General features: G+C 74.0%; 14 protein-coding genes and 1 other RNA gene. 3 read left to right on the forward strand and 12 right to left on the reverse strand.

What is annotated here, in order from left to right; genetic code table 11:
- Positions 1–17: 17 nt before the first annotated feature.
- Complete coding sequence (locus tag B073_RS0132920; RefSeq protein WP_018542334.1) at positions 18–1,214, reverse strand: uroporphyrinogen-III synthase; 1,197 nt, start codon at positions 1,212–1,214, stop codon at positions 18–20.
- A gap of 179 nt (positions 1,215–1,393) precedes the next feature.
- Complete coding sequence (locus tag B073_RS0132925) at positions 1,394–2,809, reverse strand: MFS transporter (RefSeq protein ID WP_018542335.1); 1,416 nt, start codon at positions 2,807–2,809, stop codon at positions 1,394–1,396.
- A 590-nt stretch (positions 2,810–3,399) separates the two neighbouring features.
- Between B073_RS0132925 and B073_RS0132930 the strand changes: the two genes are divergently transcribed.
- The gene (locus B073_RS0132930; protein ID WP_018542336.1) at positions 3,400–5,304 is read left to right on the forward strand and encodes an asparagine synthase-related protein; all 1,905 of its coding nucleotides are present in this window, start codon (positions 3,400–3,402) and stop codon (positions 5,302–5,304) included.
- 19 nt (positions 5,305–5,323) lie between these two features.
- Here the strand turns inward: B073_RS0132930 and B073_RS0132935 are convergent, their stop codons facing one another.
- Both B073_RS0132935 and B073_RS0132940 read right to left on the reverse strand, forming a co-directional pair.
- Positions 5,324–5,860, reverse strand: coding sequence for a DUF4232 domain-containing protein (locus tag B073_RS0132935; RefSeq protein WP_234025224.1), 537 nt, complete (start codon positions 5,858–5,860; stop codon positions 5,324–5,326).
- 196 nt (positions 5,861–6,056) lie between these two features.
- Positions 6,057–7,061, reverse strand: a complete 1,005-nt coding sequence (locus B073_RS0132940; RefSeq protein ID WP_018542338.1) for a LysR family transcriptional regulator — start codon at positions 7,059–7,061, stop codon at positions 6,057–6,059.
- Positions 7,062–7,231: 170 nt separating this feature from the next.
- On the opposite strand from B073_RS0132940, the gene B073_RS0132945 reads away from it, so the two are divergent.
- The gene (locus tag B073_RS0132945; RefSeq protein ID WP_037813504.1) at positions 7,232–8,488 is read left to right on the forward strand and encodes an MFS transporter; all 1,257 of its coding nucleotides are present in this window, start codon (positions 7,232–7,234) and stop codon (positions 8,486–8,488) included.
- Positions 8,489–8,705: 217 nt separating this feature from the next.
- Here the strand turns inward: B073_RS0132945 and ssrA are convergent.
- The 5 genes from ssrA to ftsE form a co-directional block, all read right to left on the reverse strand.
- Positions 8,706–9,076: a transfer-messenger RNA gene (ssrA, locus tag B073_RS43370) on the reverse strand.
- Positions 9,077–9,203: 127 nt separating this feature from the next.
- Positions 9,204–9,704 (reverse strand): SsrA-binding protein SmpB, encoded by a 501-nt coding sequence (gene smpB, locus B073_RS0132950; protein ID WP_018542340.1) that lies wholly within the window; start codon positions 9,702–9,704, stop codon positions 9,204–9,206.
- A gap of 18 nt (positions 9,705–9,722) precedes the next feature.
- Positions 9,723–10,913, reverse strand: a complete 1,191-nt coding sequence (locus B073_RS0132955; RefSeq protein WP_018542341.1) for a S41 family peptidase — start codon at positions 10,911–10,913, stop codon at positions 9,723–9,725.
- 67 nt (positions 10,914–10,980) lie between these two features.
- Positions 10,981–11,892: a permease-like cell division protein FtsX gene (ftsX, locus tag B073_RS0132960; RefSeq protein ID WP_018542342.1), complete on the reverse strand. Its 912-nt coding sequence runs from the start codon at positions 11,890–11,892 to the stop codon at positions 10,981–10,983.
- Between the two features lie 9 nt (positions 11,893–11,901).
- Entirely contained in the window at positions 11,902–12,591 is a 690-nt protein-coding gene (ftsE, locus tag B073_RS0132965) for a cell division ATP-binding protein FtsE (protein ID WP_018542343.1), read from the reverse strand.
- 295 nt (positions 12,592–12,886) lie between these two features.
- Here ftsE and B073_RS0132970 point away from each other — a divergent pair, with 295 nt between their 5' ends.
- Positions 12,887–13,078: a hypothetical protein gene (locus tag B073_RS0132970; protein ID WP_018542344.1), complete on the forward strand. Its 192-nt coding sequence runs from the start codon at positions 12,887–12,889 to the stop codon at positions 13,076–13,078.
- Between the two features lie 145 nt (positions 13,079–13,223).
- Here the strand turns inward: B073_RS0132970 and B073_RS46880 are convergent, their stop codons facing one another.
- The 3 genes from B073_RS46880 to B073_RS0132985 form a co-directional block, all read right to left on the reverse strand.
- The gene (locus tag B073_RS46880; RefSeq protein WP_018542345.1) at positions 13,224–14,129 is read right to left on the reverse strand and encodes a hypothetical protein; all 906 of its coding nucleotides are present in this window, start codon (positions 14,127–14,129) and stop codon (positions 13,224–13,226) included.
- A gap of 364 nt (positions 14,130–14,493) precedes the next feature.
- A complete protein-coding gene (prfB, locus tag B073_RS0132980; RefSeq protein ID WP_026247951.1) occupies positions 14,494–15,609 on the reverse strand; it encodes a peptide chain release factor 2 in 1,116 nt (371 codons plus the stop codon).
- A gap of 148 nt (positions 15,610–15,757) precedes the next feature.
- Entirely contained in the window at positions 15,758–17,029 is a 1,272-nt protein-coding gene (locus B073_RS0132985; RefSeq protein WP_018542347.1) for a serine/threonine-protein kinase, read from the reverse strand.
- Positions 17,030–17,191: the final 162 nt, after the last annotated feature.

The following is a 17,191-nucleotide window of genomic DNA, read 5'->3' on the forward strand; positions in this document are numbered from 1 at the left end:
GGCCCCTCGGGCCGGCGTCAGCCGCCGTCCCCGCAGGACCCGGAGTACTTCCCGGATTCCGCCGCCGCGTCCAGTGCCAGCCGGTAGCCGCGCTTGACCACCGTCTGGATCAGCCGGGGCTCCCCCAGCGCCGTCCGCAGGCGCGCCATCGCGGTCTCCACCGCGTGCTCGTCCCGGCCCGTGCCCGGCAGCGCCCGCAGCAGTTCGGCGCGGGCCACCACCCAGCCGGGGCGGCGGGCCAGGGCACGCAGCAGCGCCATCCCGGCGGGCGGCACCGGGCGCAGCGCCCCGTCCACCACGGCGCCCCGGCCGCGGATCTCCAGCCGCCGGCCGGCGACCGGCAACGGCGGTATCCGGCCCGGGAGTTCCCGGCACAGCAGCTGCACCAGCGGGCCCAGCCGGAACCGCTCCGGCTGCCGGGTGGACACCTCCAGCGCCTCCAGCGGGAGCGCCGTCACCGGGCCCACGCACGCCACCAGCACGTCCTGCCGCAGCGCGGCCAGCAGCTCCGGCTGGATGCCGCGCTCGGCGGCCCGGCGCAGCAGCGAGGCGGCGGCCGGTGCGCTGGTGAACGTCACCGCGTCCAGGCCGCGCGCCAGGACGGCGTCCAGCAGCCGGTCCACCGGCCCGAGGTCGGCCGGCGGCATCCAGCGGTAGACGGGCACCCCGACCACCTCCGCGCCACCGGCCCGCAGCGCCTCGACGAACCCCGGCAGCGGCTCCCCGTGCAACTGGAGGGCGATCCGCCGCCCGTCGACGCCCGCCGCCATCAGATGGTCGAGCACCTCGGCCATCGACTCCGAGGCCGGCGACCACTTCTCGGTCAAACCGGCCGCCCGGATCGCGCCGCGCACCTTCGGGCCGCGGGCCAGCAGTTCCGTCCCGGCCAGCCGGCCCAGCAGCGCCTCGCCCAGCCCCCAGCCCTCCGCCGCCTCGATCCAGCCGCGGAACCCGATGGCGGTGGTGGCCACCACCACGTCCGGCGGGTCGTCGGCCAGCGCGCGGGTGACGGCGAGCAGTTCGGTGTCGTCCGACAGCGGCACGATGCGCAGCGCCGGGGCGTGCACCACCTGGGCGCCGCGGCGCTCCAGCAGGGCGCCCAGCTCCTCGGCCCGGCGGGCCGCCGTCACCCCGACGGTGAAGCCGTCCAACGGGCGCAGCCCCCGGCCCCGTTCCGCGGGCTCCCGCCCGGCCTCCTCCTGCTGCTGGTGCATCGGTCCGTCCCGTCCGCCCGGAGTGGTCTGTTGCGCCCCGCGCTCCCGTCCGTGGCGCGCACGGTGCCGGCGCGGTCCGGCGCACCCGCGCCGGATGTCGAGCCTGCCAACGGCACGTGACAGGCCCGGTGCGCCAGTATTTCCCCGCTGTTACGGAAGCGCCTCCCGGGGCCCGGTTCTCAGAGGTCCGCGTATACGGGACGGCGCGTCGTCCCGTCCGGCTCCTCCGCAGCCGAGCCGCCCGCCGGGCGGCGCACGTACACCGCCCAGGTGACCGCCCCGCACACCGCGTAGAACACCAGGAACGCGGCGAACGCGGCCACCCCGGAGCCGGTGGCGGCGAACGCCTCCCGGAAGGCGAGGTTGATGCCCAGCCCGCCGAGCGCGCCGACCGCCCCGATCAGCCCCATCGCGGCCCCCGAGAGCCGCCGCCCGTCGGCCGCGGCCGCCTCGCCGGCCAGCCCCCGGCGCACCGCCCGGGCCAGGAAGATGCCCGGGATCATCTTGTAGGTGGCGCCGTTGCCCAGGCCGGTGAGCAGGAACAGCGCGGTGAAGCCGGCGAGGAACAGCGGCAGCGAGTGCGCCGCCGAGGCGGCCAGCACCACCCCGGTGGCCAGGCCCATCGCCGCGAAACCGCCCAGGGTGATCCGCGCGCCGCCGTACCGGTCCGCCAGCCAGCCGCCGGCCGGCCGGGCCAGCGACCCCAGCAGCGGCCCGAGGAAGGTCAGCGACGCCGCCTGGAGGGGGGTGCGCGCGAACTGGCTCTGGAGGACCAGCCCGAAGGCGAAGCTGTAGCCGATGAACGACCCGAAGGTGCCGACGTAGAGCAGCGCCATCACCCAGGTGTGCCGGTCCCGGGCCGCCGCCACGGCCGCCCCGGCGTCGTTGGCGACCGGCGCGAGGTTGTCCATGAACAGCGCGGCCAGCACCGCGCTCAGCACGATCAGCGGCAGGTACACGGCGAGCACCAGCCGCGGCCGGGCCGCCCCGGCCGTGCCGATCACCAGCAGCCCCAGCAGCTGCACCACCGGCACGCCGAGGTTGCCGCCGCCGGCGTTCAGCCCCAGCGCCCAGCCCTTCCTGCGCAGCGGGAAGAAGGCGTTGATGTTGGTCATCGACGAGGCGAAGTTGCCGCCCCCGACACCGGCCAGCGCGGCCACCGCCAGGAACACCCCGTACGGCGTGCCCGGCCTCATCACCAGCGCCGCGGCCGCCGCCGGCACCACCACCAGCAGCAGCGCGCTGAAGACCGTCCAGTTGCGCCCGCCGAACCGCGCCACGGCGAAGGTGTACGGCACCCGCAGCACCGCGCCCACCGCCGTCGGCACCGCCACCAGGAAGAATTTCCCGGCCGGGTCGATCCCGTATTCCGGCCCCATGAACAGCACCATCACCGACCACAGGCTCCATACGGAGAAGCCGATGTGCTCGGTCAGCACCGACAGGGCGAGGTTGCGCCGGGCGATCCGCTCCCCGGACTCCCGCCAGAACACCTCGTCCTCGGGGTCCCAGCGCTCGATCCAGCGCCGCCCCTTCCTCACCCGGCCACCCGTGCTGCGGGTGGCCGCGGTCTCCGTCGCGGTCTGGGCCGTCATGGCGCCTCCCAAGGTCGGTGCGGTCCGCGGACCGGGTCCGACTCGACGCTAGGGACGGCGGGTTACCGCCCTGTGGCAGCACGTCACCGGCGCGAAACCTTGCGCTCACGCGGGACGGGTGCACGCGGTGAGCCGCCGCGGCACATCCGCGGCGTACGGAGCGGAGGCGGTGCGCCGCCGTGCACCACGCGCCCCTCCGTTCACCCGAACGGGGTAATGGCACGTGCCGCGGACACTGCCAGCCTTCTTATCGGACGCACCGTGTAACCAGCCCACCACGCTCCGTCGTGAGAGGCGTCGGGCCCGCTCGTGGCCCGCCGTCCGGCGGCGGTCCTCGCCTCTGCCAGGGCGCCACACCCGCCCCCGCAGGGATGCCGGGCCCCGGACACCGGAAGGAAAGGGATGCCATGCACCGACCCCCGCAGCGGATCACCGGCGGACGACCCGGCTCCTGACGTCCCCGCCGCCGCGCGATCCCCCTGCCGGGGCACCTCCCCGCCCCGGCAGCACCGAGGCCGGTCCGGCCGCCCGCGGCCGGACCGCCCCGCGCCCCGCCGGTCCCCGACCACGCCAAGGAGTGGTAACCCCCCGTGGATTTCCTGGTGTTCCCCGACCACCCCCTCACCGACCGGCTCGCCGCCTGCCTGCCCCGGACCCCCGCCACCCGCACGATCGCCCACCTCTCCGGCCGCCCCTGGATCGTCGGCCACTGGCGGCCCGAGGAGCTGGTGACCGAGCGGGTCGGCCCGCGCTGCGCGGTGCTGCTCGGCACGACCTCGGCCACCCCCGGCGCGCTGGCCCGGCTGCTCCGCCGGCTGCGCGACCTCGACGACCTCGCCGGGCTGCGGCACGAACTCCCCGGCAGCTTCTTCCTGCTGGCCTGTATGGGCGCCGAGATCCGCGCGCAGGGCAGCCTCTCCGCGGTCCGCCGGCTGCACCGCACCGACCTCGCCGGCCTCACCGTGCTGGGCAGCCGCCCCCAGGACCTCGCCGCGCTGGCGCACGCCGCGGCCGCCTCCGGACTGCCCGGCACGCCCGGGATCGGCACCGTCGACGAGGAGGCGCTCGCCGCCCGGCTCCTCGCGCCCGGCGCCCCGTTACCCCTCGCGCTGCGCACCCCCTGGCGCGCGGTGCACGCCGTACCGCCCGGCCACTGCGCCGCGCACGACCCGGCCGGCCGGTACCGCGAGGACCGCTGGTGGCGCCCGCCGGAGCCGGACCTCCCGCTTCCGGACGCCGCCGAGGCGGTACGGGAGGCGCTCAGCGCCGCCGTCCACGCCCGCACGCACCGCGCCACGCTCAGCGCCGACCTCTCCGGCGGCCTGGACTCCACCAGCCTGTGCTTCCTGGCCGCCCGCGACGGCACCGAGCTGATCACCACCGGCTGGGAGGGCCGCGACCCGGCCGACGACGGCCCCCTGTGGAGCGCCCACAGCGCCTACCGCCTCAGCCGCGTCCGCCAGGAGGGCCGCCACCTCTCCCTCCCGTACACCGACGCCCCCACCTGGTACACCCCGCCCGCACAGCCCGCGCACACCGACCCCGCCGGCCCGTTGGCCGCCGTCCGGGAGGCGGCCCGGCTGCTCCACCAGGCCCGCCTGGTCGCGAAGTTCGGCTCCCGGATGCACCTGGCCGGCGTCGGCGGCGACGAACTGTTCGCGCTGCGGCCGGTGGCCCTGAACTCCCTCGCCCGCGGCGACCTCCGTGCCGCCGTGCGCCTGGCCCGCCGGGCCCGCCGGCTCGCCCCCTGGACGCTGCCGGCCACCGTCCGCACCCTGCTCGGCGGGTGCTGCTACCCCCGCTGGCTGGCCGCCGGCGCCGACCGGATCGCCCCCGGCGCGCGCCGCCGCCCCGCCGGCACGGACTGGGAGGACGTCCCGGCGATGCCGCCCTGGGCGCACCCGGACGCGGTCGCCACGGTCCGCCGGCTGCTGCGCGAGGCGGCCGCCGCGGCCCCCGAGCCGTTCGACCCGCTGCGCGCCCAGCACGAGACGGCCGCCGCCGCGGTCCGGGCCGGCGAGCGGGTACGCGGCATCGACGCCCTGACCTCGGCGTACGGCGTGGCCTACGAGGCGCCGTTCCTGGACGACGCGGTGATCGAGGCGGCGCTGGCCGTCCGGCTCGCCGACCGGGTGCCGGGCGGCGGCGGCAAGCCGGTGCTGGCCGCCGCGATGCGCGGCACCGTGCCCGGCCCGGTCCTGGGCCGCGGCGGCCGGCGCGCGCACAGCGCGGAGTTGCATGCGGGGTTGCGCCGCAACCGCCGGGCGCTGGCCGCGCTGTGCGCGGACTCCCGGCTGGCGGCGCTGGGCCTGATCCGCCCGGAGGCGCTGCGCCCGGTCCTGACGTCTCTCCAGCCGGACACCGGCGCGCTGCGGCCGCTGGACCCCACGCTGGCCGCCGAGTTCTGGCTGCGGGCCCTGCCGGACCGCCCGGCCTACGGCACCGTCCCGGCACCCGCCGGACGGGCGTCCGCCCCGGCCGCGGAGAGCGGCTGAGCCACCCCGCCGGGACGGCTCAGCCGGTCGGCTGGACGGGCGGGCCCATCCAGACGGTCTGCTCGCAGATGTTCATCCGGGTCTTCTTGCCCTTCTCGTCCCGGACCTTTATGACCTTCTGGTGGTGGTCGCGGGGCGCACCCACCACGACCTCGTCATTGCTGACCAGGCAGTCGGCGGGCGTCATACCGGGCCCGTGGTCCTTGTAGCGCAGGCTGGTGGTCACCGTGCCACCGCGCCGGAGGTCTATCGGCATGGCCCGCCCCTGCCCCTTGCCGTCCGACTCCGGCCCCTTGCCGACGTGGACGGCGAAGGTGGGAAAGCCGTCGAAGACGCACGGCTGCGAGCCCTTGTTGACGACCGACAGCCGGGCCTCCCGCTGGGCGCTGTGCGGCACCGCCTTGAGGACGGTGACCCGCCAGCTCAGGCCCTTGGTCCTGCAGTTGGCGTGCAGCGCCGCCATCCGCCCCGAGCCGCAGCCGGTCACGGTGAAGGCGGCGGTAACGGTCAAGGCGAGTGCGGCCATCGTCGTCGCGAGTACGGAACGTCGCTGCACGACTCCCCCCTGTTCCTTCCGTTTGTCCAATTCGCACGCATCGTTCGCACGCGGTGTCCGTCCGTAAGGAAGCAATTCCGGTGCCGTTGGTTGCCTGCTCGGAGGCACGAATACGCTCCGCATAAAGAGACATCGATCACGTGACGGCGACCCGACCGGCCCGCCGTCCTCCCGCGCCCCCCGCGGACTCACTCATCTAGGGCCTGCCGCCACCCGCCGCCGCCCCGTCCCCGGCGACGCCCATCGCCGCGGCGTCCGCCTCCGGCAGCCACCACTCGCCGTCGGGGAGCGTCAACCAGCCCTCCCGGGCGCCCAGTTCCCGGGCGGCGGCACACAGCGCGTCCAGGCCCGGATGCCGCAGCCCCCGCCGCCACACCATCCCTACCGGCGACAGCGGCACCGGATCCACCACCGGCCGCAGCACCATCCCCGGCACCTCGATGAACTCCACACTCGCCAGCACCGACCAGCCGCGCCTACGCACCACCCGGACGAACTCCTCCGCCCCCTCGATCTCCGGGAACGGCTCCGCCATCGCGATCCCCCGCCCCGCGAAGAGCCGCGCCGCCAGCTCCGTCCACTCGGCGGTGCGCGGGTTGCCGGCGGCCGCGTAGAGCGTCTCGCCGGCCAGCCGGTCCAGCGGCACGGCCGGGGCGGCGGCCAGCGGATGGTCCGCGCGCAGCAGCACCGCCATCGGCTCCAGCCGGACCGGCCGGTGACAGAGCCCGGCCCGGGCCGCGGCCGGCAGCCCCGCGAACCGGCCGAAGGAGACATCCAGCCGCCCGGCCGCCAGCTCGGCGGCCGCCCCCGTCAGCCCGCTGTGGAAACGGGCGACCAGCTCACAGCTGTCCGGCAGCCGCCGCCGGGCCTCCGCCAGCAGCCGGTACGCCGTCCCGACCGGCGCCGCCACGTCCACCACCAGCGGCCGCCCCGGCTCCGCCCGGAAGGCCGCGGCCAGCTCCTCGTGCGCCGCCACCACCCGCCGCGCGTACGGCAGCAGCCGCTCGCCCGCCGCGGTCAGCGCCACCTGCCGGGTGGTCCGCACGAACAGCTGGGCCCCCAACTCCCGCTCCAGCCGCCGGACATCACGGCTGAGCGCCTGCTGGGCGACGTAGAGCCGGGCGGCGGCCCGGGTGAAGTGCAGCTCTTCGGCGACGGCGGTGAACGCCCGCAGCAGCCGGGGATCGGTGTCGTACGGCACCGCCCCATCCTCACACCGGCACCCGCCGCCCACACCCGCCTTTCCTCATCTCGCCCGCACCCCCTCGCCCCACTCGACGCGCAGGCCACAGCACATTCACACCACACGTGCGTGAATGGTCCCGGCAAGGTGTTGGACCGCGGACGGCGGCCGCCGCGACCGTGGACGGCATGATCCTCTTCCTGGCCGCCCGCCCCGTCGCCCCCGCTCCCGTACGCCCCGCCCGCCGCCGCTCCCCCTACGCCCGGCTCTTCGCCGTCCCCGGCGCCCGGGCCTTCACCGCCGCGGGCCTCCTGGCCCGGCTGCCGATGGGGATGCTCAGCGTCAGCGCGGTCCTGATGATCGCCGGCACCCGCGGTTCCTACGCGCTGGCCGGGGCGGTCACCGCCACCGGCCTCGCCGCGACCGCGCTGGTCGGCCCCTGGACCGCCCGGCTCGTCGACCGCCACGGCCAGGCCCGGATCGCCGTCCCGGCCACCGCCGTCGCCGTCCTCGGCTCGCTCTCCCTGCTGCTGTGCGTCCGCTCCGGCGCCCCCGACTGGACGCTCTTCGCCTCCTACGCCGCGACCGCCACCACCCCCAACACCGGCGGCCTGTGCCGCGCCCGCTGGGCGCACCTGCTCCGCGACGACCCGGCCGCCCGGCACACCGCCAACTCCTTCGAGCAGGCCGTCGACGAACTGTGCTTCCTGCTCGGCCCGGTCCTGGCGACGCTGCTGTGCACCTCCGTTGCCCCGGAGGCCGGCACCGCCGTGGCCGCCGCCCTGCTGCTCACCGGCGTCCTGCTCCTCGCGGCCCGGCGCCGCACCGAGCCGCCCGCGGTCCCGCCCCGGCCCGGCCGCGCCGGCTCCCCGCTGCGTGCCCTGGGCCTGCCGCCGCTGCTGCTCACGTTCCTCGCCACCGGCGCGATCTTCGGCTCCCTGGAGGTGGTCACGCTCGCCTACGCGGACGCGCACGGCTTCCGGCCCGCGGCGGGCGGGCTGCTCGCCCTCCAGGCGGCCGGCTCCGGCGCGGCCGGGCTGCTGTGCGGGCTGCTGCCGCCGGCGGCCCGGCCCGCCCGGCGCTTCCTGACCTGCGTCGCCGCGATGACCGCGCTACTGACGCTGCCGCTGGCGGCCGCCGCGACCGGCGCCCCGCCGCTGCTCGCCGCGGCCCTGCTGACGGCCGGCACGGCCACCGCCCCGGCGATGGTCACCGGCATGGGCCTGGTCCAGTCCCGCACCCCGGCGGGCCGTCTCAACGAGGGGATGACGCTGGCGGTGACCGCGCTGCTGGCCGGCATCGCGGCCGGCTCGGCGGCCGGCGGCTGGGCCGCCGAACACCTGCCGTCCCCCGCCGCCGGCTACGCCGTACCGGCCGCGGCGGCCGCCCTGGCCCTCACCGTCACGGCAACGGCCACGGCCCTCACCCCCCGGCGTGCAACCTGAGGGACGAGCCCCGGCCAGGAGCTTCGGACGGCCGTCGTCCCGGGAGAGTGAGGGGGTGCGGATGGCCGCGCCCCGCCCCCGAAACGTCACAACGGCGGCCTGCCCAGAACTCGGGGGCGCGGGTGGCAGAGCCCCCGCCCCGCGCGGCCCAGCCGCGCAAAAACGACGAAGGCGACGCGGGCCCGCGCTTTTCGCGGGCACACGTCGCCTGTCGTCTTCGTGGAGATGGCGGGAATCGAACCCGCGTCCAACGGTGCGGAATCAGGGCTTCTCCGAGTGCAGTCCGCTGCGCTTTTCTCGGCCCCGGAGATCACGCGGACAAGTCTCCGACGGGCCCAGTCACTGTGAGATGTCCTTACTGACCCCCGTGACCGGGATCAGAAGTAAAGTCCCCTAGCTGATGCCAGGATCCGGGTCGGGAACAGCCCCGGGCTGACACTTCGCAGGTCGCTACTTAGGCAGCGAGGGCGAAGGAATCGCGCTTGGTGTTGGCGATTATTGGTTTCGGCATATGGTTTACGAGATCATTGCCGCTTCCTCGACTCGCTTCCCCTGCTTCGACATCCGCTGTCGAAACCGATCATCCCCATGTTTTCTTTTCAAGGTGGTGCGTCGCATCCCTCGCGGGGTGCGTGCCCATCGTACGTGACCAACGCACGTGGGTGCCAGCATATTCCCGGCGGCCTGCGCGGAGCCCGGCCCGGCCGCCGGAATCTCAGGCCCGCTGCCGGCGCCGGGCCGCCGACACCGCCCGCTCCGCCTCGCGGCGGTCCTGCTTCTCGCGCAGCGTCTGCCGCTTGTCGTACTCCTTCTTGCCCTTGGCCAGCGCGATCTCGACCTTGGCCCGGCCGTCCTTGAAGTACAGGGACAGCGGCACGATCGTGTGACCCGAGTCCTGGGCCTTGACCTCCAGCTTGTCGATCTCGGCGCGGTGGAGCAGCAGCTTCCGCTTCCGCCGCGCACTGTGATTCGTCCAGGTGCCCTGCGCGTATTCGGGGATATGGACGTTGTGCAGCCAGGCTTCCTGGCCGTCGATCTGGACAAATCCGTCCACCAGCGACGCGCGGCCCTGGCGCAGCGACTTCACCTCGGTGCCGGTCAGCACCAGACCACACTCATAGGTGTCCAGAATGTGGTAGTCGTGCCGCGCCTTCTTGTGCTGCGCGACGAGCTTGCGCCCGTCGTTCTTCTCTTTGCCCTTGCCCTTGGTAGCCATAGTCCGGCCATTTTCGCACTACGCACCGGTGCCGAGGCCACTCAATACTGTGCGGGCCCGTTTCTCCGCGTGGTCCTCGACGATCAGGTCCGGGGTGATGCCGGCGCCGTCCACGGCCCGGCCGGCCGGGGTGCGGTAGTGGCCGACGGTCAGCTCCGCGACCGAGCCGTCCGGGAACGCGCTGGGCATCTGCACCGACCCCTTGCCGAACGTCGGCGTGCCCACCACGACCGCCCGGCCGCGGTCCTGCAACGCGCCGGACAGCAGCTCGGCGGCGCTCATCGTGCCCCCGTCCACCAGCACGACCAGCGGGATCCGGGTGTCACCGGCGCCCTCGGCGTACAGGGCGCGCTGGCTGCCGTGCACGTCGTAGGTCGCGACCAGGCCGCCGTCGAGGAAGACCGAGGCGGTGGCGACGGCCTCGGTGACCAGGCCGCCCGTATTGCCGCGCAGGTCCAGCAGCAGCCCGTCCCGAGGGTCGGCGGCGCGCACCGCACGGCGGACGGCGGCCCCGGTGCCCTTGGCGAACGCGGTGATCTTGATGCGGGTCGGGGCACCGGCGCCGGCCGGGCGGTCCACGACGACGTTCCGGGTGTGCAGCCGGGTCCGGTGCAGGGTCACGCTCCAGTGGCGGGCGCCGAGCCCGAGGTCCAGCCGGACCGGCGTGCCGGCGGGCGAGCCGGTGCCGCCGGGGCTCTCGCCGCGCAGCCGGGCGACGGTCTCGGTGACCGGCCGTCCCCGGACCGGCCGGCCGTCGACGGCGTCGAGGCGGTCGCCCACCAGGACGCCGGAGCGGGCGGCGGGGCCGCCGGACTGCACCCGGGAGACCGTGATCCGGCCGTCGTCCCGCTGGCGTACCCACAGTCCGACGCCGACGTAGGTGCCGTCCAACTGGGCCTGGAAGGCGTCGAATTCACCGGGGGTGTAGACCGCCGACCAGCGGTCGCCGCTGCGGCTGACGGCCTCGGCGGCCTGCGCACCGGACTTGCCGTCCTCGGCGGCCGGACGGGCGGCCCGCTCGACGGACGCCCGGCCCGCGACCGTGCCCGCGGCGGCGGGCTCCGCAGCATCCCCGGCGGCTCCGACGTCTCCGGCGTCGTCCCAGGTGCCGGTGGCGGCGCCCGCGGCGAGCACCCCGGCGAGGAACAGCGTCAGGACCGCCCCGCGGCGGATGCGACGGGGCCGGTCGTACCAACACGGGCCCGGCATGCCGGTGAGTCTAGGCGACGAAAGGGCGCCGTACGGGGAGTTGACCGTACGGCGCCCTTGGCGAAGCTCACACCTTGAGGTACTTGCGCAACGCGAAGAACGCGGCGAGCGCGGGCATCAGCAGCCCGATGAGCAGCACCAGCGGCAGCACCGCCAGGACGGAGTCCCAGCCGATGAAGTTGACCACCTGGATCTGCTTCGCCAGCCACTGGTTGATCATGAAGTACTTGCCGCCGACGAGCAGGACGCAGGCGAACGCGGCACCGATGAGGCCGGCGATCGCGGCCTCCATGATGAACGGCAGCTGGATGTAGAAGCTGGACGCGCCCACCAGCCGCATGATGCCGGTCTCCCGGCGGCGGCTGAACGCCGAGACCCGCACGGTGTTGACGATCAGCATCAGCGCCACCACCAGCATCAGGCCCATCACGCCCAGCGCCGCGTAGCGCATGCCGTCCAGGAGCCGGAACAGCGGTTCGACGGTGTCCCGTTGGTCCTGCACCTGCTCGACGCCGGGGCGCTCGGAGAACGCCGACTTGATGACGTCGAACTTCGTCGGGTCCTTGAGCTTGACCCGGAAGGACTCCGGCAGCTGGTCGGGCGTGACCAGGCCGGCGACGGGGGTGTCGCCGAACTGCTCCTTGTAGTGCTTGTACGCCTGGTCGCTGGTCTCGTGCTGCACGTTCTGCACCAGCGGCAGCCGGTGCAGCTCGGCGAGGATGTCGTCCTTCTGCTGCTGGGTCGCCGCGCCCTTGGCGCAGTTGGCGGCGGTCTCGGCGTCGTTCTTGTTGCAGAAGAAGATGGAGACGTTGACCTTGTCGTACCAGTAGCCCTTCATCGTGCTGACCTGGTCGCGCATCAGCAGCGAGGCGCCAAACAGGCCGAGCGAGAGGGCCACGGAGACGATGACGGCGAAGGTCATCGTGAGATTTCGGCGGAGACCGACGCCGATCTCCGACAGGACGAACTGGGCGCGCATGGCGTCCTTTCAGTGCTGGTAGCCGTACACGCCGCGCGACTGGTCGCGTACGAGCCGGCCCTTCTCGAGTTCCATGACCCGCTTGCGCATCTGGTCGACGATCTGCTGGTCGTGGGTGGCCATGACCACCGTCGTACCGGTGCGGTTGATCCGGTCCAGCAGCTTCATGATGCCGACGGAGGTCTGCGGGTCGAGGTTGCCGGTGGGCTCGTCGGCGATGAGCAGCAACGGGCGGTTGACGAAGGCCCGTGCGATGGCGACGCGCTGCTGCTCACCACCGGACAGCTCGCCCGGCATCCGGTCCTCCTTGCCGCCGAGGCCGACGAGTTCGAGGACTTCGGGCACGGTCTTGCGGATCTGCCCGCGTGGTTTGCCGATGACCTCCAGGGCGAAGGCGACGTTCTGCCCCACCGTCTTGTTGGGGAGCAGCCGGAAGTCCTGGAAGACCGTGCCCACCTGGCGGCGCATCGCCGGCACCTTCCAGTTGGAGAGCTTGGCCAGATCCTTCCCCAGTACGTGGACGGCGCCGTGACTGGCGCGCTCCTCGCGCAGAAGCAGCCGCAGGAAGGTGGACTTACCGGAGCCCGAGGAGCCCACCAGGAAGACGAACTCGCCGCGCTCGATCTCCAGGGAGACGTCCCTGAGAGCGGGGCGATTCTGCTTCGGGTAGGTCTTGGAGACGTTGTCGAATCGGATCACTGATGCACCACGGTCGACCTGGGTAGGGGTACGGGTGGCCGGTGACGGCTCCCGTCGGTGAGCGTGACCCTACGCGAACCTCGTGTGGGGGCGAAGTCGCCGTGGGAGGTTGGTGCGTTTCTTCACGGCGCCTACGGGACAAAAGGCGCACATCACAAGGAGCGGGCGGGGGACGGCTCGGTGCGCGCGGAACGGGGCGATCCGCGGGGCGCGCCGTACGGCGGCGGAACTGGCACAGTGGTAGGGGGAACCAATGCGCCTCCCGGTGCGTTGGAGCGGTGAGTAAGGAGGTCGCATGACGTACGACCGATTGGTGTGCGCCAACTGCGCGGCCCCTGTGAGCGAGGGCCGCTGCCCTGTGTGCCGGGCCAGCAGGGAGCGCCTCCAGCGCGAGGCGGGCATTTTCGGCCAGTTCAATCCGGCGGTGCTGGCGGCCCTGCTGATCGTGCTGATCGCGGTCGCGGTGCTGCTCCGCCAGGCCGTCTGAGGGTCCGGGTCCGCCCACGGCGCCGCTGTGTGACGGCGCCGCCGCGCAGGGTGTCCGGATGTGGCCGGAAACCTTTTCCATGAACGCCCGAGGGGCCCGGGACGCTGTGTGCGTCCCGGGCCCCTCGTCATGTGCCGCGTCGGCGTCAGGCAGCCGCCGCGCCGCCGCCCTTGTTGATCAGGCGCGGCAGGACCCGGAAGCCCACACCGCCGGCGATCATCGTGGCCGCGCCGATCAGCAGGAAGGTGGTACCGGACGAACCGGTCTCCGCCAGCTGACCGCCCTTGGCCTGCTGCTTGGCCTGGCCCGGGGTGTCGACGACCTGCTCCTTGCCCTGGCCGGGCTGCTCGATCGGCTTGGAGCCCTCGTTGTCGGTGCCGGTACCGGTGCTGTCGCCGCCGGAGCCGCTGCCGCCACCGGTGGTGCTGCCACCGGAGTGACCGCCGGTGCTGCTGCCACCGGAGTGGCCACCGGTGCTGCTGCCGCCGGTCTGGCCACCGGAGTTCTGGCCACCCGAGGTCTGGCCACCGGTGGTCTGTCCGCCCGTGGTCTCGCCACCGGTGGTCTGGCCACCGCTGTTCTGGCCACCGGTGGTCTCACCGCCAGTGGTCTCACCGCCGGTCGTCTGACCACCGGAGTTCTGACCGCCGGTGGTCTGGCCACCGCTGTTCTGGCCACCGGTGGTCTCACCGCCGGTCGTCTCACCGCCGGTGGTCTCGCCACCGGTCGTCTGACCACCGGAGTTCTGACCGCCCGTGGTCTCGCCGCCGGTGGTCTCGCCACCGGAGGTCTGGCCACCCGAGGTCTGGCTGCCGATCTCGCCGCCGGTGGTGTCACCGCCGGCCGTCTGGCCACCGGTGGTCTGACCGCCGGAGCTGTCGCCACCGCCGATGATCCCGCCGATAATGCCGCCGATGAGGCCGCCGCCCGAGCCGCCGGCCTCACCCGGGCTGGCCGCGGAGGCCGCACCGGCCGCCGTGAGCGACGCACCGGCCGCGATCACCGCACCGGCCGCAATGCGCGCCACGCGCAGCCGCGTCTTCTTCGTCATGTACTGCTACCCCCAGTAGCTGAACTCGTCATTGGAGCACCGCCGCACGGGGCCACGACCGATGGGGGTGTGCACGCCTCGGCCCGGCACTGCCGGCGGGCCGTTCGCCTCCCCGTTCCTACACGCGCCCCATGACACACGCATGCCGCGCTCAGCCTTCCCAGTTCTCCGAACATCGTCAAGGCCGAATAAAGGCTTGATGTCTGAATTGCCATGAGTTGGGCGATACATGGACGTACGACTGTGACCTAACCGCCACGCAAAAAACAACTGCCCCCCTCAGGGAGGCAGTTGTCCGGCCCTTTCGCGGGCGTTCGTCCGCTTGCGGCTGTGGCTGTCCGCTGCCGGCTGCGGCCGTCCGCGGCTACTTGGCCTGCTGCTCCTGCTGCTTGCGCCAGCGGATGCCGGCCTCCAGGAAACCGTCGATGTCGCCGTCCAGCACGCCCTGCGGGTTGCCGACCTCGAAATCCGTCCGCAGATCCTTGACCATCTGGTAGGGGTGCAGGACGTACGAACGCATCTGGTTGCCCCAGGAGTTGCCGCCGTCGCCCTTGAGGGCGTCCATCTTGGCCTGCTCCTCCTGGCGGCGCCGCTCCAGCAGCTTCGCCTGGAGGACGTTCATGGCGGTGGCCTTGTTCTGGATCTGGGAGCGCTCGTTCTGGCAGGAGACGACGATGCCGGTGGGGATGTGCGTCAGCCGGACCGCGGAGTCCGTGGTGTTGACGCCCTGGCCGCCGGGGCCGGAGGAGCGGTAGACGTCCACCCGCAGATCGCTCTCGTCGATCTCGATGTGGTCGGTCTGCTCGACGACCGGCAGCACCTCGACGCCCGCGAAGGACGTCTGGCGGCGGCCCTGGTTGTCGAACGGCGAGATGCGCACCAGGCGGTGGGTGCCCTGCTCCACCGAGAGCGTGCCGTAGGCGTAGGGCACCTGGACGGCGAAGGTGGTCGACTTGATGCCGGCCTCTTCGGCGTACGAGGTCTCGTACAGCTCGGTCTTGTAGCCGTGGCGCTCGGCCCAGCGCAGGTACATCCGCTGGAGCTTCTCGGCGAAGTCCGCGGCGTCCACCCCACCGGCCTCGGCGCGGATGTTGACCACGGCCTCACGGGCGTCGTACTCGCCGGAGAGCAGCGTGCGGACCTCCAGCTCGTCGACCGCCTTGCGGACGTCGGCCAGCTCGCGCTCGGCCTCCTCGCGGGTCTCGTCGTCGCCCTCGGCCTCGGCGAGCTCGAAGAGGACCTCGAGGTCGTCGACCCGGCCGCGCAGCTCCTCGGCCCGGCGCAGCTGGCCCTGGAGGAAGGACAGCTGGCTGGTGATCTTCTGGGCGCTGGCCGGGTCGTCCCACAGGGACGGCGCGGCGGCCTGCTCCTCGAGCACGGCGATATCTGCCCTCATCTTGTCGAGGTCCAGGACGGCCTCGATCGACCCCATGGTCGAGGAGAGGGACTTCAGCTCTTCGGATACATCGACGACTGCCACGCACCCAGCCTAACGGCTGCCGCCGACAATCTGTCCCGGCGCGTCCCCGGTCCCGGCGGCCCGGAGCGGCCCGGAAAGGGGTGCGCAAGCCCGCCGCCGGACCCGCCCCGGGCGTGCGCGGCGGCCCCTCGGAGGGCTCCCGCGCAGGTCACGGGGCCTGCCGCGGCTGATGCACGCCCGGCGTGGCGCCGCCCGGCTCCGCACCGCCGTCGCCCGAGGCGAGCAGCCCGCCGACCGCGGCCGCCACGACGACCAGCGCGGCCGCCACGCCCACCTTGAGCCGCCGGCGCCGCACCGCCTCCGGCGCCGAGCGATGCCGCGCCGAGCCCGCCCGGCGCTCCCCCGGCGCCCGCGGGGCGCGAGCCGTGCCGTGCGCGCCGCCGGCCAGCTCGTCCGGCTCGGGGACCCGCATGCTGGTGTGCGTCTCCCGGTTGGAGTCCGGCTTCGCCCCCTGGACCAGGGGCACCGCGCCGCGCGGCGGGCCCTCTGGCGCCACCGCCGGATAGCCGGCCTCCGGGCGCGATCCCGCGGAAGCGCCCTCGGGGTCGTCGGCCGGCTGGTCGTCGTCGGGCTCGTCGATGTCCAGCGGCGGGATGCCGGCCAGGCCGGGCTGGATCTCCCGCAGCCGGGCGGCCAGCTCCGGGGCACGCAACCGGGACGCGGGCGCCTTGGCCAGGCACTGGACGAGCAGCTGCCACAGCTCGTCCGGGATGCCCGGCAGCGGGGCGACGCTCTCGGTGACATGGCGGCGCAGCACCGCGCCGGGGTGGCCGCCCCCGAAGGGTGTGAAGCCGGCGAGCATCTCGTACAGGACCGTCGCCAGCGCGTAGACGTCCACCGAGGCGCGCGGCGGCAGGCCCTCGATGATCTCCGGGGCGAGGTAGTCGGGGGTGCCGATGACCTTCGTCGCCCGGGTGCGGCGCGGGGAGTCCACCAGGCGCGCGATGCCGAAGTCGGTGAGCAGCGCGGGGTGCGCGCCACCGGGGCCGAGCGGACCCTGCATGTCCAACAGGACGTTCTCCGGCTTGACGTCGCGGTGCACGATCCGGGCGGCGTGCGCGGCGGCGAGGCCGTCGGCGACGTCGGCGGCGATGGCGACGGCGGCCTCCGGGGCCAGCCGCCGCTCGCGCTCCAGACGGGTGCGCAGGTCCGTGCCGCGAACCAGGTCCATGACGAGCGCGAGGTCGGCGCCGTCGACGACGAGGTCGCGGACACCGACGACCCGCGGGTGCGACAGGCTCAGCAGCGCCGCCCGCTCCTGCACGAAGCGGCCGACGAGCTCCTGGTCGGAGGCGAGATCCTCGCGCAACAGCTTGATGGCCACGGCCCCTTCGGGGCCCTCGCCCAGCCATACCGTGCCGGCACTGCCGCGCCCCAGGATCTGGTGGGCGGTGTACCGGCTGCCGATCTTCCGTGCCAAGACTGCTCCGACGTGTCGGGCCCCCGAGCGTCCTGCGGGGGCTGAGGTTGGCGTCAAAGCTACGCGGGCGCCAGAGGGTTCAGTGCCCCCAATGGCGGCAACCGTCACTTCTGTACGGGAATTCACCGGCCAGAAGTCGACAAAGCGACGATGTCGCGGCCA

This window comes from Streptomyces sp. MspMP-M5 (genome assembly GCF_000373585.1).
In the GTDB taxonomy this organism is placed as follows: domain Bacteria; phylum Actinomycetota; class Actinomycetes; order Streptomycetales; family Streptomycetaceae; genus Streptomyces.